Annotated in this window: 17 protein-coding genes; 10 read left to right on the plus strand and 7 right to left on the minus strand. The window is 39.2% G+C overall.

Annotated features, from left to right (window positions below):
* Window positions 1-42: 42 nt before the first annotated feature.
* The 5 genes from R3D71_00880 (at window position 43) to R3D71_00900 (ending at window position 3566) form a co-directional block, all read left to right on the plus strand.
* Entirely contained in the window at window positions 43-255 is a 213-nt protein-coding gene (locus R3D71_00880; protein ID MEZ5690204.1) for an addiction module protein, read from the plus strand.
* Window positions 252-455 carry a type II toxin-antitoxin system RelE/ParE family toxin gene (locus R3D71_00885; GenBank protein ID MEZ5690205.1) on the plus strand — a complete coding sequence of 68 codons (204 nt, stop codon included), beginning with the start codon at window positions 252-254 and terminating at the stop codon, window positions 453-455. Before R3D71_00880 ends, R3D71_00885 begins: the two co-directional genes overlap by 4 nt.
* Before the next feature lie 112 nt (window positions 456-567).
* The gene (gene cysS / locus R3D71_00890) at window positions 568-1893 is read left to right on the plus strand and encodes a cysteine--tRNA ligase (protein ID MEZ5690206.1); all 1326 of its coding nucleotides are present in this window, start codon (window positions 568-570) and stop codon (window positions 1891-1893) included.
* Between the two features lie 249 nt (window positions 1894-2142).
* Window positions 2143-3045, plus strand: coding sequence for an RNA polymerase sigma factor RpoH (rpoH, locus tag R3D71_00895; GenBank protein MEZ5690207.1), 903 nt, complete (start codon window positions 2143-2145; stop codon window positions 3043-3045).
* Window positions 3042-3566 carry a ubiquinol-cytochrome C chaperone family protein gene (locus tag R3D71_00900; GenBank protein MEZ5690208.1) on the plus strand — a complete coding sequence of 175 codons (525 nt, stop codon included), beginning with the start codon at window positions 3042-3044 and terminating at the stop codon, window positions 3564-3566. Before rpoH ends, R3D71_00900 begins: the two co-directional genes overlap by 4 nt.
* A 357-nt stretch (window positions 3567-3923) precedes the next feature.
* Here the strand turns inward: R3D71_00900 and R3D71_00905 are convergent, their stop codons facing one another.
* From R3D71_00905 to R3D71_00915, 3 genes are read right to left on the minus strand one after another with little or no spacing between them, the layout of a single operon-like run.
* Entirely contained in the window at window positions 3924-5183 is a 1260-nt protein-coding gene (locus R3D71_00905) for a pitrilysin family protein (GenBank protein MEZ5690209.1), read from the minus strand.
* On the minus strand, window positions 5180-6568 hold the full coding sequence (thrC, locus tag R3D71_00910; GenBank protein ID MEZ5690210.1) for a threonine synthase: 1389 nt from the start codon (window positions 6566-6568) through the stop codon (window positions 5180-5182). The genes R3D71_00905 and thrC overlap by 4 nt, the downstream gene beginning before the upstream one ends.
* A 2-nt stretch (window positions 6569-6570) precedes the next feature.
* Window positions 6571-7290 carry an SURF1 family protein gene (locus R3D71_00915; GenBank protein MEZ5690211.1) on the minus strand — a complete coding sequence of 240 codons (720 nt, stop codon included), beginning with the start codon at window positions 7288-7290 and terminating at the stop codon, window positions 6571-6573.
* Between the two features lie 249 nt (window positions 7291-7539).
* Between R3D71_00915 and R3D71_00920 the strand changes: the two genes are divergently transcribed.
* The 4 genes from R3D71_00920 to R3D71_00935 all read left to right on the plus strand — a co-directional run bounded on the left by R3D71_00920 (window position 7540) and on the right by R3D71_00935 (window position 11067).
* On the plus strand, window positions 7540-8178 hold the full coding sequence (locus R3D71_00920; GenBank protein ID MEZ5690212.1) for a peroxiredoxin: 639 nt from the start codon (window positions 7540-7542) through the stop codon (window positions 8176-8178).
* An 86-nt stretch (window positions 8179-8264) separates the two neighbouring features.
* A complete protein-coding gene (trxB, locus tag R3D71_00925; protein MEZ5690213.1) occupies window positions 8265-9200 on the plus strand; it encodes a thioredoxin-disulfide reductase in 936 nt (311 codons plus the stop codon).
* 70 nt (window positions 9201-9270) lie between these two features.
* Complete coding sequence (locus R3D71_00930; protein MEZ5690214.1) at window positions 9271-10179, plus strand: SAM-dependent methyltransferase; 909 nt, start codon at window positions 9271-9273, stop codon at window positions 10177-10179.
* Between the two features lie 138 nt (window positions 10180-10317).
* The gene (locus R3D71_00935) at window positions 10318-11067 is read left to right on the plus strand and encodes a hypothetical protein (protein MEZ5690215.1); all 750 of its coding nucleotides are present in this window, start codon (window positions 10318-10320) and stop codon (window positions 11065-11067) included.
* Between the two features lie 24 nt (window positions 11068-11091).
* Here R3D71_00935 and R3D71_00940 read toward each other — a convergent pair whose 3' ends face one another.
* Entirely contained in the window at window positions 11092-12501 is a 1410-nt protein-coding gene (locus tag R3D71_00940; protein MEZ5690216.1) for a cytochrome P450, read from the minus strand.
* Window positions 12502-12672: 171 nt separating this feature from the next.
* Here R3D71_00940 and R3D71_00945 point away from each other — a divergent pair, with 171 nt between their 5' ends.
* Complete coding sequence (locus R3D71_00945) at window positions 12673-14673, plus strand: TonB-dependent receptor (GenBank protein MEZ5690217.1); 2001 nt, start codon at window positions 12673-12675, stop codon at window positions 14671-14673.
* An 18-nt stretch (window positions 14674-14691) separates the two neighbouring features.
* On the opposite strand, the gene R3D71_00950 is transcribed toward R3D71_00945, so the two are convergent.
* The 3 genes from R3D71_00950 to R3D71_00960 all read right to left on the minus strand — a co-directional run bounded on the left by R3D71_00950 (window position 14692) and on the right by R3D71_00960 (window position 22274).
* Entirely contained in the window at window positions 14692-17040 is a 2349-nt protein-coding gene (locus tag R3D71_00950; protein ID MEZ5690218.1) for a 3-hydroxyacyl-CoA dehydrogenase NAD-binding domain-containing protein, read from the minus strand.
* Between the two features lie 97 nt (window positions 17041-17137).
* The gene (locus R3D71_00955; GenBank protein MEZ5690219.1) at window positions 17138-20164 is read right to left on the minus strand and encodes a hypothetical protein; all 3027 of its coding nucleotides are present in this window, start codon (window positions 20162-20164) and stop codon (window positions 17138-17140) included.
* A gap of 589 nt (window positions 20165-20753) precedes the next feature.
* Entirely contained in the window at window positions 20754-22274 is a 1521-nt protein-coding gene (locus tag R3D71_00960) for a hypothetical protein (protein ID MEZ5690220.1), read from the minus strand.
* Between the last annotated feature and the right edge of the window lie 8 nt (window positions 22275-22282).

Genomic DNA, 22282 nt, shown 5'->3' on the forward strand with positions numbered 1-22282 from the left:
TTCGTATTTTTTAGGATGTTTTTATGAAGTGGGTGGTTAAGGATGGTGAATTTTGATTTTTCGCGGCTTTCAATAGCAGAGAGGATAGAGCTTGCTCAGAATCTCATGGGTAGTGTTCGTGATGAGATTTCTACTATACCAATAAGCGAAGAGTTAAAGACGGAAATTGAATTAAGAGTATCTGAGTTAAGTAACAAGGAAGTAGAATTAGTTTCATTTGCTGACGCTAAGAAGAATATAGTTTCTGGTTTGTGATTGTGGAGATTTTCTTTCATCCATCAGCAATTTCTGATATTAATTTAGCCCGTGATTGGTATGTAAAAGAGAATCATGTTATTGGTAGGAGTTTTATAGACGCTTTATTGCGAGTTACTGAAAGTTTGAGAATTTTCCCCTGTTCTTTTGCCGTGTGTTTTTCTAATATAAGGCGTGCTACGGTTGATGGGTTTCCGTAGCATATATATTACCAGTTTGATCGGGAAGAACATAACTTGATTATTCTAGCCGTTGTTCACACTCATAAGAATCCATCTATAACAGGCAGAATTGTAGAAAACAGAAAAAACAATGCTTAATCTATACAATACACTAAGTCGCAAAAAGGAAGAGTTCAAACCAACAGATCCTAGTAACGTTCGGATGTATGTCTGTGGCCCCACCGTCTATGACCGCCCACATTTAGGTAATGCTCGTAGCGTGGTGGTCTATGATGTTCTGTTCCGGATACTGCGTCATATTTATGGTAGAGAACACGTTACTTACGTACGTAATATCACTGATGTTGATGATAAAATAAACGCCGCCGCCAAAACCGCTGGTGAACCAATTTCCGCTCTTACCAAGCGGGTAGAGGGTTGGTTTCATGATGATATGGAAGCTCTTAATTGCTTGCCGCCAACCCATGAGCCAAGGGCGACTTCCCATATTGGTGAAATGATAGAGATGATTAAGAAATTAATTGATGGTGGTCATGCTTATATAGCTAGCGGACATGTATTGTTTCGGGTGAACAGTTTTGCAGCTTATGGCGAGCTTTCCGGCAGGAAATTGGATGATTTGATTGCCGGAGCACGTATAGAAGTAGAAAGTTACAAGGAAAACGCCGGTGATTTTGTGCTATGGAAACCAGCAGATAGTGATGATGACGAAAGTAGCGTATTTGACTCACCATGGGGTAAGGGCAGACCGGGTTGGCATATTGAGTGTTCAGCGATGAGTAATAAGTATTTAGGTGCTGATTTTGATATACATGGTGGTGGCGCGGATCTCAAATTCCCTCACCATGAAAATGAGATAGCTCAGAGCCGTTGCTCTGCTGAAAATTCTAGCTTTGCGGCTTATTGGGTGCATAATGGATTCCTCACTGTCGGTGGTGAGAAAATGAGTAAGTCACTAGGAAATTTCACTACAGTAAAGGACGTGCTAGATAAAGGAGTTAGAGGAGAGGTCATAAGGCTTGCCTTGCTCGTTACCAAGTATAATGAGCCGATGGATTGGAGTGAGGAGTTGCTTGTCAGAACCACTCACACACTTAATCAATGGTATCGGAAAATAGAGGTTGCCGATGCCCAGCTTCCCGATGAGTTTATCACCACTTTAAGTGATGATTTGAATATGCCAAAAGCGGTAAGTCTCATGCATAATTCCAGTGGAGCGGAATTATATTCTATGGGCAGGTCGCTTGGATTATTCACTCTATCAACTGAAGAATGGTTCAAAGGAGGTGATTCCTCTGGTAACTCTGTAATTGAGAATTTGATAAATGAGCGTACCGCCGCCAAGAAGGAAAAAAACTGGAATCGTGCCGATGATATAAGAAAAATTCTTTTAGAACAAGGTGTTATGCTTGAGGATAGGCCTGATGGCACAACTGATTGGCGGAGAACTACTTGAATTATATCTGGCGCTATGGTAATGTATCTATTATATAGGCAATAATTGCCTATTTTTAGTAAAAAGATTATCAACTCTTCTTGATTTACTTTGTTCTTGTTGGTAAAATGCCGCCTCCATAGAGATTATGAGCGATCATTGTCGTGCAAGGTGAAGGAATAAAGAATAGTCATTGAAATATCTATAACCGTACATATATGGATAATAGACTATAGGTAATGAATAGTTAGTTTGGAGAATATATACATTATGTTTAGTGATATGAATTTTAGTGGAAAATCTCAGTCTAGGGCTATCGCGATACCGGCTGCCCCATCTTCGGCGGACGGTTTGCGTCGTTACTTACAGGACATAGCTAAATTTCCGATTCTCGGGCAGAAAGAAGAGTACGAGCTTTCCCGTCGTTGGCGTGAAGAGGAAGATGTTTCTGCGGCTCACCGCCTAGTTACCAGCCATCTTAGGTTGGTAGTGAAAATAGCTTTTCGCTATCGTGGTTATGGTCTGCCAATGGGAGAGTTAATCGCTGAGGGCAATATTGGCATGATGCAGGCGGTAAAACGTTTTGAGCCAGAGAAGGGGTTTCGCCTTTCCACCTATTCCATATGGTGGATTAAGGCGGCTATTCAGGAATATATATTACGTTCATGGTCAATGGTGAAAGTTGGCAGTAGTGCCGCTCAGAAGCGCTTGTTTTTTAATCTACGGAAAATAAAAAATAAGATAGGCGCGACCGGTGATCGGGGAATGAGTGAGCAACAAATTGAGGATGTGGCGAATATCCTTGATGTCAGCAAAAAAGAAGTGGTTGATATGGATAGCCGTATGTCAGGCAATGACGTTTATCTAAACAGTACCGCTTATACTGATGGTGAGGAGGAAAAGATAGACTTGCTGGTTGAGCCAGCTGAGAGTCATGAGGTGGCTTTGGTAAAGCGTGAGGAAAAAGAAATCCGCTCCAAGCTGCTAGGCGAGGCGATGGAAAAATTGAGTGAACGTGAGCAGGATATTATAAAACGTCGTCGCCTTCAGGAAAACCCAAACACTCTTGAGGATTTAAGTCAGATATACCATATTTCACGTGAGCGAGTTCGTCAGATAGAGGCGAAAGCTATTGAGAAATTACAAAAGGAAATGCTAGGAAATCCCGCGTGATAGCCTCGTTTTTTAGAAAAATATTCTCTCCGCCAAAAAAAGATATGGCGGCTCACCACGCTTATGTATCTTTAGTAAAATATTCCCGTAATCCTTATTTTTATCAGCTATGTGAGGTTGAGGATACCATAGATGGTCGTTTTGACGTTATCATCCTGCATATATTCATGGTGACTCATTGTATAAGAGATAAGAATCCGGAATTTATCCGTAATCTATGGGAAGTATTTTTTTCGGATATGGATAGAAATTTACGTGAAATGGGAACCAGTGATACCGGAATCGGCAAACGAATAAAGAAAATGGTTAAGGCCTTTTATGGGCGTATGGATTCTTATGAGAAATCTCTTGATAATAAAGAAAAACTCACTGAGAGCTTAAAGCGTAATCTCTATAGAGGCAAAGAGGTAGAACCTCAGCATGTATCTTCCATAGTCGCTTATATCAAACGTAATATAGATTATATAAATGGGCAGGACGTGGATTTGATTGCCGAAGGTAAGTTGGATTTTTGTAATTAGGTTAGCTATACAGGAACGACCACCATGCGCGCTTGTTCCCTAACCTGAACTACGGCTAAGATGTTCCTAACTTATTGCTGTTACTCTACTCTCCCCTTGTGGGGGAGTCAAAAATTGAAGAGGGTAACGCCTCAATTTTTGGTGGGGTGTTTGTATGTCTGCCTGCTATTCTACCCCCCTCCGCTCAATCTGCGCTGTCACTTGATTTCGCGTGCTCCACCCGCAAGGGGGGAGCGGTTTTTCTTATCCATAGTTGGGGTTCCCTAATTACCATCGCCTATTGCCTTAATCCTTAAACCAAATTCGCCGCTAGTATGGTCTGCTGATCTCAATTCCCTAGTCTCTAGCTTCTAGTCCCTAATCTCCGAGTCTGCCGCTTAACTCCTCATAATCCGGCATATGTGAGATGTCACCAAGTGCGGCGACAGTCATTTTCCCATTTATTATTTGCGTGGCAAGATTTATTATTTCATGTTTTTGTGTACCCTCAATCTTTTTAATTATCTCAAACGCGTCATTATATTTACCAAGCAATATAAGATGGCGACCAATCCAGTTCGCTACAGTTTGCGGGTTTTCTCGTGCCATTAGAAGTTCAGCTTTTTGTTGATTTTTTGCCTTAATTAATTCTTTGTCCGAAATGTTCTCGGTCATATTTTTTAGCTGTTCGCATATAGTATATGAGAGTTCACGTGCTTTTTCCGGTGAGGTGGCTGAATACACGCTCATAACTCCAAGCTCGGCGTAAGCTGAGGCTCCCGCGTAAATATTATAGGCAAGGCCAAGCTTTTCACGTACCTCCTGAAATAGTCTTGATGACATACCACCACCCAGTATGGTAGCGTAAAGTTGCATCGGGTAATATTGTGGTGAGTCAAGCGCTACCGCTGGAAATCCCATAATAATATGCAATTGCTCAAAATCTGATTTAACATAATTACCACCACCAATATATTTCGCGGCGCAGTGCTTCTTTGTTTTATCTGATGGTGGCATATCAAAAAAACGTTCCACTATAGAAACAAAATTTTCATGTTCTATATTTCCCGCCGCGCTTATTACTATTTTTTCGGTAGTATAATGGCTTTGCATATATGAGATAAGCTTGTCTCTGCCAAACGACCTAATATTTTCCTCTGTTCCAAGTATTGACCTGCCTAGTGGTTGCTCGGCGAAAGCCACGCTATCAAAACAGTCAACCACCAGATCCTCCGGTGAGTCCTTATGCATAGCTATTTCTTGAATGATAACTTCTTTCTCTCTTTTAAGCTCTTCCTCAAGAAACGTTGAGTTTTGGATTATGTCTGCCAGTATATCCACCGCCAACTCGGTGTTTTGTTTTAGCACTTTAGCGAAATAAACCGTCATCTCCATAGAGGTATAGGCATTAAGATGCCCGCCAATTGAATCAAAGGCTTCGGCTATTTCGCTAGCGCTACGGTTTTTGGTGCCCTTAAACGCCATATGCTCCAACAGATGTGAGATGCCGTTTTCATCCTCATTCTCATGCCTAGCGCCAGCGCCAACACTTATTGTAACCGCTACACTTTCTATGCTGGGTAAAAACTCGCTGGCGACCCTCATCCCATTTTTAAGGGTAGTTAATCGGTAAGTCATATATTCTTTTCAATAAAATTTTTTATTTCGGATACGTTATTATCAATCACTATAAATTTTTCCTCACGTTCCAAAAGGTCAGAAAGGTAAGGTGGTAGCACTGGATTTATAGCGCATGCTTTACTTACTGCTTCTGGGAATTTCGCTGGGTGAGCGGTAGCTAGAACTATTACGGGCGACGTGAGACTGTTTTTTATTTTCTTAGCGACACATAAGCCGACAGCGCTGTGTGGGTCTAGTAACTCTCCTGTATCTTCAAAACATTCCTTTATGGTAGCTATGGTTTCGCTATCATCAGCGCTTTCCGCCATAAATTCCTTGCGCAAGCGAAGCAGTGCGCTATCTGACAGTGTAAGCTTTTTTACGCTACGGAAATTTTCCATCATTGTTTTTATTTCGCTACCGTTATGATTATAAAGGTCAAAAAGCAAACGTTCAAAATTACTAGAAATTTGTATATCCATACTTGGTGAAAGTGATGGTTCAACGCCTTCTATCTTATATTCTCCGCTTTTAAGCGTCCGGCTTAAAATATCATTTCTGTTGGTGGCTATTATAAGTCTCTCTATGGGAAGACCCATTTTTTTAGCGATATAGCCAGCGTAAATATCCCCAAAATTGCCAGTTGGCACACAAAAACTTACCTCTTTCGCTGGCGTGCCAAGACGGGTAGCCGAATAGAAATAATATACAACTTGCGCTAATATCCTTGCCCAATTGATAGAGTTTACCGCTGTAATATTATAACGATTGCGGAATGATTCGTCGGCGAATAAAGCTTTTACAATATCCTGACAATCATCAAAAGTGCCTTTAAGGGCTATATTGTGAACATTGCTATCCATAACACTAGTCATCTGCCTACGCTGGACTTCTGAAACTCTATTATGTGGATGCATTATAAAAATATCCATATTGTCACGACCACGACATCCGGCAATCGCTGCTGATCCAGTATCTCCTGAAGTTGCTCCGACTATTACGATTTTTTGCCCACGTTTTTTCAGAATATAATCAAGCAGCCTGCCTAAAAATTGCAGCGCGAAATCCTTAAATGCTAGAGTTTCTCCATGAAATAACTCCAGCAGATAAGTGTTGCTATCAAGTTGCTTAAGAGGGGCAACCGCTTTATGGCGGAAACTCTTATATGATTCATTTATGATGTTCTTTAAGTCATCACTATCTATTTCGTTACCGGTAAATCTGGATATTATATTATACGCTAACTCACTATAACTCAGATTACCCATTTCCGTAATTTCAGCCATTGATAGGGTAGGGACTTCTTTTGGTACATAAAGACCGCCATCACTAGCAAGTCCAGCAAGTACAGCATCCTCAAATGAAAGTTCGCGGGCATCTCCACGAGTTGATATATATCTCATGATTATTCTTTAATATCTTTATCTTTTTTTCTGTAATAAAATCCAAACATAATAATTCCGATTATAGCGGTGGAAAACCAAGTTATCGTGTAGCCAAGATGAGCGTTATAAAGATTAGTTTTGCCATCTCCAGCAATCGGAAAACCTTTATCGCCTTTTTTCTTCACTTCCTCAACTATTATAGGAGTAATATCAAGCCCAGTCTTTCCCGACATCGCCACAATATCCTCATAAAACCAAATATTTTTCTCTGGCATATTCTCAGGAGAAAAATAACGTTTTGTTCTAGCAGGGCGGATAATTCCAGTTACTTCTTGTATGCCCTGTGGTTTGCTTTCCTTGTTAAGTGGTGAAAAGCCACGATTTACTAATATAATTCTGCCATCCTCAACAATCTCAAATGGTGTGACCATGAAATATCCAGGGATACTGCCAAGTTGTCTTCCGACCATATGTAGGGTCATATCATACTTAAACTCACCTCTAATATTTACCTTGCGGTATTCTAAACTCTTTCTACTTTTATCATCCAAAAGACGTGGCAAGCTAGCAAGAGAAGGCATTGATTCAGCATGTTTGATTTCCGCTATCAGGCCATTCTTCCAGATTAGACGTTTTACTTGCCACACACCAAGAGAGGTAAGCACAATAGTCGCCATCACTATAAATAGCAGCGGTATTAGTTGTGGTTTATCAAAATTCTGTCTGAAAAAATTTGTCATTGCGTAGTTTTGTTTAATTCTGCTGTCCTAATGTTATGTTCTCACAGTATTTTATAGCTCACTCATATGTCTATAGGTGGATAGTAAAAATACCTGACTGAAAAAGTATGTTTTTTGTTTTCTCACACTTGAACTTTTATATTACTAGTACTATATCTGGGAAATTATCTAAGTGAAGTGTTTATTTTTACAGGCAAAAATAAAATTAAACAACTATAGTTATTATAATTATTAAAGTTAGGAGATATTATGAGTGTGTTAGTAGGAAAACAAGCCCCTGATTTTACCGCGACCGCTGTTATGGCTGATGGTAGTTTTGATGAGAAATTCAACCTTTTTTCGCATCTTGGCATTAAAAAGGATGAGTCTGGTAAGATTACGAAAAAAGGCAAGATAGGTATGCTATTTTTCTGGCCACTTGACTTTACATTTGTTTGTCCGTCTGAGATTATAGCTTTTGATAACCGTTTGAGTGAGTTCAAAAAACGTGGTGTTGAGGTTATTGGTATTTCTGTTGATTCTCATTTCACTCACTTCGCGTGGAAACAGACTCCGGTAGATAAAGGTGGAATTGGTAATGTTCAGTTTCCGATGGTTGCCGACATAACCAAGTCAATTTCTCGTGATTATGACGTGCTTCTTGGTAATGCTGTTGCCTTTCGTGGCACTTTCCTTGTTGATGGCAGTGGATTGGTACGTCATCAGGTGGTAAATGATTTGCCTCTTGGTCGTAATGTGGATGAAGCTATCCGTATGGTAGACGCTTTACAATTTCACGAGGAATACGGGGAAGTTTGTCCGGCCGGTTGGCAAAGTGGTCAAAAAGGCATGAAGCCTAACGCTGAAGGTGTCGCCGAGTATCTTAAAGATAACGCCGCTAAACTATAAACAAATTATAGAAAGGAGCGCCGGTATTATCAGTACTTATGGGTTACTAGATAATAATTATAGACTGTGATACCGGCATCAATATTATGGAACATAAGACAAAAATTTTGATTATTGGCTCTGGTGCTGCTGGTTGTACTGCCGCTATATACGCTTCTCGTGCCGGTCTAAACCCTGTTATGGTGCGTGGTTTGCAACCGGGTGGTCAGCTTACCATAACTACTGATGTTGAGAATTACCCTGGATTTGAGAATGCTGTTCAGGGTGGATTTTTAATGGAACAAATGGAAAAACAGGCGGCAAATGTAGGAGCTGAGATTATTGATGATACTATAGCGAATGTTGATTTTTCTTCTCGTCCTTTTAGCGCTGTTGGTGAATCTGGTGACAAATATATAGCTGAAAGTGTAATTATCGCAACCGGTGCTACCGCTCGTTGGTTAGGGCTTGAAAGTGAGCAAGAATTTTCCGGCTTTGGTATCTCAGCTTGCGCTACTTGTGATGGGTTTTTCTTCAAGAATCAGGAAGTAGCGGTGATTGGTGGCGGTAACAGCGCGGTAGAAGAAGCTCTTTATCTCGCTAATATAGCCTCTAAAGTTACTCTCATTCATCGTCGTGATAGTCTGCGTGCGGAGAAAATAGCGCAAGACAGGTTGTTTTATAATCCAAAAATCTCTGTTATTTGGGACAGTGTAGTTGATGAGTTCTTAGGGGCTGATGAACCAAAAGCCCTAAATAATATTCGTCTTAAAAATGTCAAAACTGGTGAGTTATCAGAACTTAAGGTTGACGGTGCGTTCGTCGCTATTGGTCACTCCCCTAATACAGAGTTATTTAAGGGTATGGTAGAGCTTGATAAAGAAAACTATATCATAACCAAACCAGATAGTACCAAAACCAACATAGAAGGTGTTTTTGCCGCTGGTGACGTTCAGGACAAAATTTTTCGGCAGGCTGTTACCGCCGCCGGCACCGGCTGCATGGCAGCGCTCGAGGCAGAGAAATTTTTAGGCGGGCATTGACTCTGACCTAGCTGTGGATATATTTATTCTTATCTGCCAGTAAATTATCCATAATAGGAAGTAAGAGTTCATGTGTATTACAGCCGCTAAGCCTTATAAACCGGACTTTACCGCTTGGTTTGTACTACAAGGGGTAGTAGCGGTTATGAATAACCCTGTTTTTTATGATATAAGGGATATGGAAACGCTTCGCTTACACCAGATAATGGCGACAAAGGCAGCGAAGGCGCGCTTTCTATCTCGTATCATTGAAAGATTACCTTATAGTTGGCAGTATAAAATAGGTGAGTTTGTTACGAATCCCGGTCGGTTACGCCATTTTTATCTGCGTAAAAAGGAAATAGAGAAACAAGCTACAGAGTTTCTTGCTGGCAATGATGTCGGTCAGGTGGTAATATTAGGAGCCGGTCTTGATACCCTAGCGCTAAGGCTAGCGGTCAAAAATAAGAATACAAAATTTATTGAGATTGACCGCGATGACTCACAGATGTTTAAATATAGTTGCCTCAGGGAAAGTAATGTAACAATTCCGACTAACATAGAGTTTTTAGATGGTGATTTACGCAATCCGCTGTCTGAAATACTTTCATCATCAAAACTATATGACTCGTCTGTAAAAACATTATGGATAGCTGAAGGTTTACTAATGTTCCTTGATGAAAATAGCGTTATTAGTCTTTTCGGCTCTATTAAGGCTGCTTGCCCTAGTGGCTCAAGATGTATATTTACTAGCCTTAGTATGGCTGAGCAAGGAAGTGTTTTTGCTAGAATGATACAAAAGCTTTATCTGAATAAAGAAAAAAGCCCGCTAAGATGGTCAATTCCTTATGACAAAGTTTCTTTGTTTTTTGAAAACCTAGGTTTTAATGTGTTGTGTCAAAAAAGTTGTGATATGTTGCATAAAAGATACATAAGTAAAAATTTCAATATAAATCATAAGATTGGAGATGACATCCACATAGTGGAAGTGATAAGCTAGGCAAATCTTGCAACCAATAATAATAAAAATATATTGATTTGTTTATAAGTAGTTAATAAATGCTTAATTAAAGTTTTCGTTTTTAGCTTTTTATAAATAAGTATCAATAATACAGAATTAAATACAGGGTTCACGATTATGTCTAAATTGCGTACATCCAGTAGTAGGATGGATGATATTGGTTTCATTGGGACTTTACAAAATGTAATATCAAGACGTTTAATAAAACCTTACAGTTTTGGTGAGGATATAGTTTATGAATTTACTCAAGATAGAGGTTTTCTTCACCAATATTTTAGGCTTCGCGAGATAATGTATAGAAGAATTTTTGGTACTTGCGAGTTCAGCGGTGAAGAGGACTTGCATGATAAATTAAGTTATATATTGATTGCCCGTAAAGGTAGGCTGTGTGTAGGTGGATGTCGTCTAACCATACGTGAAGGTGATGAAAAGTGGGATTTGCCCATGGAAGAACATGGTTTTAATCTGCGTTCCACTTTTCCAAATCTTCAGCTTGATAAGAAAAAACATGCGGAAATATCAAGATTCGCGATACTTGAGGACAATGGAAGCAGAGATGTATTTAATGGCATGTGTCAAGCCATGTATGATAAAGTGATAATTTCAGATGTGGACTATCTGTTTGTTAAATCAACCTACCCGATGGCAAGAAGCTGGCGTACTGTCGCTAATAATTTCGGGGTAAGATCCACGAAAATATGTTATGATGTTGAGATGCCAGAAAATCCGATACATCCAGATGTTAAGTGGTATCTTATATATTCTGATATAAGCGCGCTTAATAGAACTAACTATAAGTTCCGAGGTCCGGTATCCTCGAAAATAATCGGAATGTCAGTTGGCAGAATACCGGAAGTGTTAAATTAACACATAGCCGTTATATATAGTCTCTCATGGCAGATTATCATTTCTTTTTGATAATCGCTCAATCTCTACCATAAGAGGCTTCTTCAATTTTAGGGATATTCCGGGATTCAGGCGATTATTCATCTTATTAAGGGCTGTTACGTTGAATAGGGGAAGTAATTTCGCTATTATGGTCTTTGCCTCCATATCGACGAACATATAGCCACTGCATTTCCTACCACCATGTAAGAATGGAAAATATATACCATCATCAATTTTACTCTCATTTTCCGGCAGGAAACGCTCTGGTATAAAGCTGTTAGGATCATTCCAGAATTTATGGTGACGATGCATGGCAAGCTGTGATATTACTATATTAGTCCCTTTTTCTACCTTAAAATCACCAAAATAATCATCCTCAATAGCCTCGCGACCAGTCATCCAGAATGGAGGGTAAAGCCGCATTGTTTCTTTAAGAACCAAAGGCATATATTCCATATTCTGGATTTCCGCGAAGGTTAGCTCACCGCTATCCTCAGTTTTTGTGCATGGAGCGTGCCTTACTATATCGTCTCTCAGTTTGTCTTTTACTTGAGCGTAATCATCAAGAACGTACCAAATCCACTGCATCAATATAGAGGTGCTTTCAAAACCAGCAAATACCATACTTACCGCATGATCCCGTATATCCTTATCCGTAAAATTCTCAGGATCTTGTTTCTGTGCTTCAAGCAGCAGATTAAGAAGATTTTTATTATCTTGTGATTTGTTAAGTCTATGTTCTTCTATAAGAGAGCTTAGTCTATCATCTATATTTTTTAGCTCTCTTCTAAAACGAAAGTAGGCAGGCATATAGAATAATTTTCTTAGGTCAACACTATGCAGGATTCTTATATTTTTTACATATTCTATCAACACACTATACGAATTATGTAGCGAAATTACCGTCTCATCAGTTATGTTTTTCCCAAATATAGCGCGTAAAATAACCTCTGTGGTAATTTTTGCCATCTCTTCTGTGATATTTATCCTGACCTTGCCGCCTTCAGTGAGCTTAAACCAGCGCTTTTTATATTTCTCACTAACCATATTTACTATATCAAAATAATAGCCGGAAATTCTTTCACGATTGAACATTGGTTGAATTTTCTGCCTATCTCGCTTCCATTTATCACCATTACTTGTTAGTAACCCCAGACCGATCGCTGGCTCAAATCGTATATATGCCTTGTTTTTTTTGTAGTTTTTCTGATTTTCAATAAATATGCGTTTAACTAGGTCAGGATGGTTAACTTGCATGACCTTATGTCCCATCACGTTAAACAATATTATGTCACCATTATTCTGTGATAAGTCAATAGCCATGCCTGACGGGTCTTTAATCGCGGGGATTAACAATCCCAAGAAGGGGAGAGATTTTACTTTGCTTAAGCTGTAGTTTTTTGTGTGTTGCATAGCCAATCATACATACAGTGAGTTTGATTACATATAGCCATTAACACAATGTTAATCAAGAATATTTAATTCATTAGCTATATGGCTATTTAATTAAATTTTAACTAAATTAAGTTAATACAGATAGTTAATATAATATATAAATAGTAAACAGGGTCTGGAATAAAATTTATGTTAAAGCCAAGTAAAAGCTTTATATTACCACTTACCATTATGGCTTTATACCCGACCATGGCGTTAGCATATGGCTCAAAAATCAGCGATGAGGACGCGGCAAAACTCGCCGGTATGTCGCTTGAGGAGCTTTCTAATATAAAAGTTACCTCTGTTTCTAAAAGAGAAGAACCGAAGGATGAGGCGGCAGCAGCCATTTTTGTTATAACCCAAGAAGATATTAAAAGATCTGGCGCTACTGAAATACCAGAACTATTAAGGATGGCACCAGGGATTACCGTTGCCCGTTCCTCCTCTAATAATTGGACAGTTTCCTCGCGCGGCTTTAATGATCAATTTTCTAATAAACTATTGGTTCTTATTGATGGTCGTACCATATATTCACCATTATTCTCAGGCGTGATTTGGGATACACATGATCTAATATTAAGCGACATAGAGCGCATAGAGGTGATACGAGGTCCGGGTGCGACTTTGTGGGGAGCTAACGCGGTAAATGGAGTTATTAATATAATAACTAAAAACTCAAAAGACACACAAGGTGGTTTAGCGCAAGCTAGCTTTGGCAATAAATCGGCGATAGGTTCCATGCGTTATGGGGCGAAGGTAGGTGATATAGGCTATATCAGGACTTATGCTAAACATAGTGATTATAATTCTCAATATAAGGCTGCAAGCGGCAAGGCTGATGACTCATGGCGCAGACAGCAGGCGGGATTTCGCAGTGATTTGAGACTTTCTGTTGATAATAACCTCAAAATACAGGGTGATATTTATAATATTGATGAGGATAATTTTTATAATTTTCCAGACATGGGAGCAGGTACGTTTCATCGTAGTTCCAAAGGCTTTGATCTAAGAGGTGGTAATATAATTGCTCGTTGGGATGGTGTGATTAATGATGATTCCGAGTTTTACCTACAAGCGTATTTTGATAGCGCGTTTCAGAAAACATCGTTTTTTAGCGATATAGCTAACACAGCGGACCTTGAGTTTCAGCATTCGTGGATAGGCTGGGATCGTCAGGAGATTACTTGGGGGCTTGGCTATCGTTTTATAAATAATGACAATGAGGATAGCAGCGCGCAATACGCTCTTACTCCGCATAGTAGGAATGATAGTTTATATAGCGCGTTCTTGCAGGATAAAATTTCTCTAGTCACCGATAAACTGTACCTAACCATAGGCTCCAAATTTGAGCATAATGACTATACTGGTTTTGAGTGGCAGCCAAGCAGCCGCATAGCATGGTTAATTGATAAAGATCAAACCTTATGGGCAGCGGTTTCTAGGGCGGTACACACACCAGGGCGTTTTAATTCTGATGGACGCTTGTCATTAGTTGTACTGCCAACAACTCCTCTGCCGACACTTCTTAGCAACCAACCAGATAAGAATCTTGATTCTGAGAATATGATTTCTTACGAAGTTGGTTATCGTGTGAAGCCAATAGATGATCTCTATTTAGATGTTACCGCTTACTGTAATAAATACAACAATCTTTACAGAGGAGTATTTGGCGCTCCGACGGTAGTTGGTGGCACCTATGTTAGTTTGCCTGTTTCTATTGAGGCGATTAACAAAGCTACCTCTGTTGGTTTCGAGGCTTCCGCGAAGTATCAACCGCTTCAGATCTGGTATCTTAGTGGTTCATATAGCTATATAGACTTGAATTTTGATGATAAGTCACAGATTGGTCTGTCCTTCATCGGTAGAAATCCTAAAAATATGTTTAACTTACAATCAACCTATATATTCCCTAATCGTTTAGAAATGACCAATATGTTATATTACACCTCCGAACTAAGTAGCATTAATATACCGGGATATTATCGTTTTGACACTAGGTTATCATACCCAATAACTGAAAATATAGAACTAAATGTTGTTGGGCAGAATTTGCTTGATCCAAGACATAAAGAATTTACTCAATTCCTATACCAAAATCCCGCGGAGATCGGTCGTAACATATACGCTGGTATGTCATTTAAGTTCTAGCGCGATTAATCTGTACGGCTAGTTTCTAAGAGGTTTCCCTGTTTGCAACATATGCTCAATACGTGCTATAGTTCCTTTAGTTTTTACCAGTTCCATAAATCCAGCAAGCTCTAAATCAAGTATATTTTGCTCACTCAGACTGTCATGTATATCAGTATCTCCACCATTTAACACTTCCGCCAGAACACGTGATACCACCACGTCATGTTCTGTTGCTTTTCCGGATGCTGCGTAACCATCAATAGCCATAAATAGAGCGGTTTTCCCGCTCTCACCGGCGAGTCGCAAAGTGCCAAATTCTGGTGGGCTGTAGTCATCTACCATCTGTAAGCATTTATCTTTAGCGTCAGACAGTAAACGAGCACGGTTCATAGTTATTTTATCATCTTCCCTAAGAATTCTAATGTCCCGAGCTTCCAATGCGGAACCGGCAACTTTCGCTGTTGCTATAGCCTCAAATACCTTACTTACCGCAGGCATAACATTACCATCAGCATCTGAGCTTACGTGTCGCAGTAACATTTCCTTACACCCTCCCCATGCTGGAATTAAACCAACTCCAACCTCAACCAGTCCAGCGTACGACTCCATGTGAGCTTGCACCGCGTTTGAATGTAATATTATTTCACATCCTCCACCAAGCGCCATACCACCAAGCGCTGACACCACAGGGAAGGGAGCGTACTTAATCGCCATCATAGATTGTTGACCAGCCTTTATAACTTCCTCAATCTGTTTCCACGCCGCGATATTAGCGGCCATAAGCATAAAAGCTAGATTCGCTCCCACCGAAAAATTATCACTATCACCACCGATAATCATTCCACGAAAATCTTTTTTCGCCAACTCTATTGATTGGTTAATCATCGTGAGAATATCAGGATCAACCGAGTTCATTTTTGAGGTAAGCTCAAGGCAAGCTATACCGTCACCTATATCCCACAACCGTGCTGAGGAATTTTTAGTAACAGGTTTGCTACCGTAAGTTCTGTCCTTAAGTAGCCATGAACCTTCACTTATTTTAATTGGTAAATAAACAGGGGAGGTGCCGCTCTTTTCTAGTTCACTGACATTAATCCTCAAATGTTCTTTGTCGTTCTTTGTATAAAGTGAATAATCGCCCTCAAGTGACAATATGGTTGGAATATCTTTACCTTGTTCTCGCAATATTTTGTTCAGATTTTTTACGCCTATTTTGTCAATAAGCTCAAAAGGACCAAATTTCCAACTATATCCCCATTTCATAGCGTTATCCACCGCGAGTATGTCATCAGAGATTTCTGGAATTAACGACGCAGCGTAATGAAGGGTGCCAATTAACACGCTCGCCGCATATTTGCCACCTATATCATTGTGAGAGACTAGCTTGTCTATACCTTCTCTCGCGGCGTTAATACTATCAAGACTTATTTTGCTCTCTACAGGAGAATATTCTCCAGTGCTTAGGTTGATAACCTCTTTTATTTTCTTTCCACCATCTCTGTTTATACGGTAGAAACCACCTTTACCCTTACGTCCAGTATAGCCATCCGCTATCATCTTTTTTACTATTTCTGGCTCCTGATAAAGACTTCTGAACATATCATCTTTGGGAAGTGTCGCGAGCATAGCCTTCGCTATAAGCGGCATAAGATCAATACCTATAAGGTCAAATAGACCAAATATACCAGTTTTTGGCATACCAAGCGGTCTGCCCATAATCGCGTCAGCCTCTTGCGGTGATATACCAAGCCTTATCGCCTCCAGTAATCCGAGCATCATCCAGTACACACCAATACGATTGGCGATAAATCCTGGAGTGTCTTTACACTTAACCACACCTTTCCCAAGTTTTACATCCGCGAATCGCGATATTTTTGTTATTATCTCCTCATCGGTATCTTGGCTGCCTGCCACCTCCAGCAGACGCATAAATCTTGGTGGGTTAAAGAAATGGGTTATAATGAAGTTCTTTTTGAAACTATCAGGAAAACCATCGGTAAGGGCTGTAATAGGCAAGGTAGAAGTGTTTGATGAAACTATACTGCTTGGCTTTCTTACGGAATCTATCTTACGGTATACCTCCTGTTTTACTTCCAATTTTTCTAAAACCGCTTCTATTATCAGATCGCAATCAGCTAGTAATTCCAGATCATCTGTTAAGTTTCCACAGGTAATATATTTTTTAAGTTTAGGGTGAGCAAAACCAGAGGGCTTCGCTGATAGTTGTTTCTCTATCGCTTTTTCCGTCAGTATATTATGGGTTTCAGCCCCTTCAGGTATAATATCAAGTAGAACTACCGGTGTATTGCTAGCCGCTATATGTGCCGCTATGCCGCTGCCCATAACTCCAGAGCCAATAACCGCTACTTTTTTTATATCAGCCATATAATTCCTTTTAGTTAAATTTGAGATTTCCTATAATTACAAGATTAGTAGCATAAGATAGTTTTGAATTACTTAAGTTTATTTCTGTTTTTTCGTATTAGTTTTTTGTCGCTTGTCCCTTACCCATATCAGAAATTTTAATGCGCGCTGTATAATTTTTTACAAAATTATTAGTCTTGTTAGCGTACTCTATTATTTGATTAAAGTTTCGTGAATTAGGAACCACATCTTCTGTGGTTAAATATTCAAACATATTATAATTAGGGTTGTTTTTCATAAGTGGCAGAAAGTAATCACGCAAATACTTAATCTGTTCCTTGTTGTTGGTAAATATATAGGCGAGCGCTAATTTTAATAGATACTCACTTTCATCTATTGTTATGGCATCTGTTATGTTCTCACGTTTTTTCAGTATATTTTCTATTTCAGAAATCAGATATTCCCAGTTTTTTTCTTTCCAATATATGCTAACACGTATATCTTCCGCTTCCTTACTTTCATCTTGTCCTAGAGTTTGTATGGCAAGTCCTGTCTTGCCTATTTCCGCCATAGCTCTTGCTGCTATGCGATTACGTGATAGTCTAAGCAATACAGGATTTTCACCATAAAGCGAATTTTGCAAAGCTTGCAGAGCATTTTTAGGCTTATTACGCATTAAGTATATTTGCGCTAATCTCGCTCCTATTTCACTTCTTTTTTGCTTTTCGGTTTGGTTGGTCATCTGATACTCAAATATTTTTATAGCTTGTTCAAGCAAATCTAAATTAACCAGACGTTCCGCGAGTTTTTCCATCATTTCATTTCCCGCCGCTCCTATTGGCATGTAGTTACGATAATTGTAATAAAGAGCTAAAGCTTTAAGGGGAGGGAATTTATTAGCCGCCCCACCATCATTAAACATAGTTATGAAAACCTCTTCCATCTTTCGTTTCATATCTAGTGATATTGTGGTATTTCTAAATGACTGAACTCCATTATCCCAAACTCTCATGGCATTTACATAATCTTTTTTCTCATAGTAAAGATCACCTAATAATTTTAGAATCTGTAACTCAAGATTATCGCCATGCCAGCTCAATCTCAGCTTCTCCAATTTATCTATTGTCTTATCCTTATTTTCTCCAGCTTCCATATCGTGAGTTATAAGAGTAAATTTGGCTCTGGCTTGAACAAAAGGATATTTTACATTATCGGCTAATTTTCTTAGGCTTTTTAGTCCATCCTCCTTTTGTCCTGTGTTCATTGAGATTTTCGCCATAAGAAAATTTATGTACACATCTATAGATTTTAACAAGTTATCCTGATCTAGTGAATCAAAGATTCTAAGAGCTGCATTATATTTTTTAGCGGTTATAGCTCTATCCGCAGCTATAATAGCCAGATGTTGCCGAAAAATTGGTGGATATTTATCTATATAATCCTCATTCATTGATAGATAATCATAATGCTTGCTGGTGTCTCCAAGAAGATCGGCTAGCACAGCCCTCCAATACTCTATTTCTCTATTATTATTAAGTTCCGCTGACTTGAAATCTTTCGCCGCCTCTACATAACGTTCCATTATAAAATTAGCCGCGCCTCTCATCGCGTTAAGCTTGGTCGTGCGATAGAAGGCCGGATTAGAGCTTTCTATATTATCAAGTATGGCTATCGCTTCTGGTGCTAATCCCTCACTTAAATATAACTGCGCCATCCTAAGCCTAGCTTCATTCGCTTTTTGTGGTGTACTTGCTTTTGTGATTTCTTTTAGCAATTCATGTATTTGGGTTATGCGTGATATTTCGGCTTTTTTTTTCCAAATACCATATGGAAACAAAGTAGGCGCGGTATCAAAACGCTTGCTTGTGTCATTTATATCAAGCTTTGGTAAGCTATCTGATATTATAGCTCCTTTTGTGGTGGTTACCCTCAGACCGTTACGCACCTTCAAAACAGATAGATTATCAGATTTTTTTACCGCGACGATTCCCTGTGTTGTTCGTAATAAATCAAATTCAACGAAACTTCTGGTACTAGCGATTGCCTCGCCAGTTTTGAAGACAGGTATTATAACAAGCTCATCACCTATTATAGGGTCTTGAATAAGTATAGAATTGCTCGTTTCTAATGATTGAATCAGAGCGTGTGGAGGTGAAGGCGGTTTGGTGTTTACTTCCACCTGAATAGGGTTTTTCGGAAAAGCTTTTTCCTGAGTAATCAATATAGCTATATTATTTGAATTTACTTCTTTACTTATGCTGGCGTAAGCGTTGCCATCAATAGGCATATATAATATGGTGACCTTAGGATTGGCGATTATATTGGCGGTGCCTATAACCGTGTTTTTTACGTCAAGTAACTCCGAAAAATTTAATTTTTCATCAGTATCTAAAACTATCCATAAATATTTATTCCTTATGAATACAGCAACAGCGGTTCTTTTTTTAAGTGGAAAACGTAGAGTGGCGCTATCACTTGCCGCCGATAATGTAACCATATCCACAAAATTTGTATTATATGTTGGTTTTTCCTTTATATCTTCTTTTTTATCCGTAGCTTCCTCAGAATTTATATCACTCTTTGCAGATTCTTCCGCCAAAGTCTCCTTAGCGTTATCCGCTTTATTTTCATTATTTGTGTTATGGTCTGATGGGTTGTTATCATCAGTCGTTTTTTTATCTGTAGTCTCCGTCGTGCTATGTTGTTCACTACCTCCTGCTGCTGGCTCGAGCTTGGATAAAAATTGTGTGTTTATATTGCTTGCTATAGATATGTTATTGGTAGTTTTTAATTTTTTTGCTATTTCTTTATTCTGCTGTTTTATTCCAGCTATTTCAATTCCAGAAGTATTACCGCTCGTAAATTTGCTAATCTTGTAGTTTTTGTTTAATGCTAGAATTAGCGTTCTGCCATCAGATTTTCTTTTAGCGTGAGTTATATACGGATAAAGTTTTGATAATATATTTCCAACATCGGGTTCTGCTTTTCTACTAAATTTGATTATAAGCTTCTTACCTTTTTTATTTAGGGTAAAGTCTGTGGGTTTAGGCCATTCAAAATTTATCCTCGCCTTGTCCCTTATTATCTCACTATTAGTTACCGGCGGTAGGCTGTAATCATTAGCGAAAACAATCCCATCCCGCATAAGAAATACGCAAGAAAATATAAAAAAAATACGTATATATTTTTTTAGGTCACTAGCTAATATCATTTTGCGATACTATATCGCACGGAAATCATTCGCAATATTCAATATCATAAACATACGATAAATATAAAATAGGCAATAGGCATTATGGAACAAGAAGAAGCACAGCCAGTAGGCTGTGCGAGCCCTCAGCCAGCGAAGCTGTGTCCCATGTGAAAGTCAGTAGACTTTCACGGGGATGGGATATAAATAGTTTCCAGTAGGAAATACCGGAGGTGAAAGATAATCTACTTAACCTGAGCTATGGCTAAGATATTCCCAACCTACCGCTATTACTCTACTCCCCCCTTGCGGGGGAGTCAAAAATTGAAGAGAGTAATGATTCAATTTTTGGTGGGGGGTATATGATTATCTATACTCTACCCCCCTCCGCTCAATCAGCGCTATCACTTGATTTCGCGTGCTCCCCCGCAAGGGGAGAGCAGTTTTTTTGAGTATAATATTTTTACCCACATGAAAGTCTACTGTCTTTTACGGGGACGAGAATAAACAATTTCCAGCAGGTCAGATGAACCTTAATCCATATCTAAACTGAAGAAAAAGATTGCCCGTTACTTGTTTGTTGTAGTGATTGCGCGTTTATGACTGTTTGCCATTTACCGTTTTTATCAATTGGTCTAGCGGCGACATCAGAGCTTGGAAGTTCTGGTATAATATTTGGCATTTTACATTTTGCCCATGGATTATTGCGCGCGGCTTCGACCTGAGTTCTGAGCAAGTCTTTAACCTCACTATCTTTCATGGCGAGCACGTCATCACGCCCCAAAAATCCTGACATATAATCTATTAAATATTCATGCTTAGCGGGAGGTTGTTTAGCTATCATCTCACCAGCGAGCGAAATCGCGGTATCCTTAACACTTTTGTCACCCACAACCCCTTTACCATGACCTTTAGAGGAGATAGTGACAAGTACTTCAGCCAATATACTTGCGGCAACAAACAATCCTCGCCAAGCGATAGTTTTTTTTACATCGCTTCCACCTTTTTTCCATTCAGACATTGTACTTACGGCGTGGAACATAGTGCTTACCATAAGTCCAACACCAGTTATCGCAAGGGGTCTTTCTTTTACCCATTCCCATACGCCTTCTAATCCCTTCTTTCTTGGTACATCAGGGTCTCTAGCTTCTTCATCAACGGTTATTCCAAATATACCGGAGCTAAGAGTTGTAAGACCAAGTCCAACATCAAGTTTACCGGCGTATTTCAGATCTTTTTTAGCCTGTTCATATGCCATGTTACTATATTGTGCATCGGTAAGATTCGGTGAAGCTTTCATAAAATCACTTTTCTTCTTTTGCAGAACTTCGCTAACCGTGATTTTAGAGGGTTTTCCATAAACTTTATTTTTCATTGCCGCCGCTGCTATTGACGCACCAGCAAGCGCAAAAAATCCATTCATCATTTCAGAAGGATAGCGCCGAAAAAAATCATCAGCGGTTTTGATAAGACCTTTATGTTTATCTTCGGTAATCGCTGAGATAGAACAATTATCTGGTATTTCAATATTTTGTGACGCCATATAATTAGCCATCCTACCTGATAGCTCTTTTACATGTAAATCATCCATTCCTTTGCGAGCAAACAACAAGGATGACCAAGTTCCACCCGAATAAGCTGCCCCAGCTAAAACATCAAGAGGACTTTTACTTTTTTTACCATATTGTATAAAGGAAATATCACCGACAATATAAGCAAGACCACTCAAAAACAGACTTTGTTTTTTTATTTGGTCAATAAAGCTACTTGTTTCCTTTTTATCCTCTATTTTTTCTGGAGAGCCATTTATCCAATGATTTTTTCCCAGCTCTTTTTTTAATTGTCCCTCAAAATCAAAACCACGTATTTCCAGCGTATGTTTACCATCTTTGGTAAAGGGAACCGCTTGCCAACCACGTTTTATAATGGAGTGGGATATATCACTTAATATCTTTCCGCTTGTTCCGTCTTTGGCATGCAAATAAGCGCGATAATCACCTCCAGCTGTTTTCTGGAAGTCTATCTCGTCTATAACGCTGCCTTTTGAGTATTTATAACTGGTCACTAATAGCC

The organism is Rickettsiales bacterium (genome assembly GCA_041396965.1).
Taxonomy (GTDB): domain Bacteria; phylum Pseudomonadota; class Alphaproteobacteria; order Rickettsiales; family SXRF01; genus SXRF01.

Bases quoted from the DNA above. Each gene is read 5' to 3' on its own strand.
- R3D71_00880 (MEZ5690204.1), top strand. From the start codon at position 43: ATGGTGAATTTTGATTTTTCGCGGCTTTCAATAGCAGAGAGGATAGAG.
- cysS (MEZ5690206.1), top strand. From the start codon at position 568: ATGCTTAATCTATACAATACACTAAGTCGCAAAAAGGAAGAGTTCAAA.
- rpoH (MEZ5690207.1), top strand. From the start codon at position 2,143: ATGTTTAGTGATATGAATTTTAGTGGAAAATCTCAGTCTAGGGCTATC.
- R3D71_00905 (MEZ5690209.1), bottom strand. From the start codon at position 5,183: ATGACTTACCGATTAACTACCCTTAAAAATGGGATGAGGGTCGCCAGC.
- thrC (MEZ5690210.1), bottom strand. From the start codon at position 6,568: ATGAGATATATATCAACTCGTGGAGATGCCCGCGAACTTTCATTTGAG.
- R3D71_00915 (MEZ5690211.1), bottom strand. From the start codon at position 7,290: ATGACAAATTTTTTCAGACAGAATTTTGATAAACCACAACTAATACCG.
- R3D71_00920 (MEZ5690212.1), top strand. From the start codon at position 7,540: ATGAGTGTGTTAGTAGGAAAACAAGCCCCTGATTTTACCGCGACCGCT.
- trxB (MEZ5690213.1), top strand. From the start codon at position 8,265: ATGGAACATAAGACAAAAATTTTGATTATTGGCTCTGGTGCTGCTGGT.
- R3D71_00930 (MEZ5690214.1), top strand. From the start codon at position 9,271: ATGTGTATTACAGCCGCTAAGCCTTATAAACCGGACTTTACCGCTTGG.
- R3D71_00935 (MEZ5690215.1), top strand. From the start codon at position 10,318: ATGTCTAAATTGCGTACATCCAGTAGTAGGATGGATGATATTGGTTTC.
- R3D71_00940 (MEZ5690216.1), bottom strand. From the start codon at position 12,501: ATGCAACACACAAAAAACTACAGCTTAAGCAAAGTAAAATCTCTCCCC.
- R3D71_00945 (MEZ5690217.1), top strand. From the start codon at position 12,673: ATGTTAAAGCCAAGTAAAAGCTTTATATTACCACTTACCATTATGGCT.
- R3D71_00950 (MEZ5690218.1), bottom strand. From the start codon at position 17,040: ATGGCTGATATAAAAAAAGTAGCGGTTATTGGCTCTGGAGTTATGGGC.
- R3D71_00955 (MEZ5690219.1), bottom strand. From the start codon at position 20,164: ATGCGGGATGGGATTGTTTTCGCTAATGATTACAGCCTACCGCCGGTA.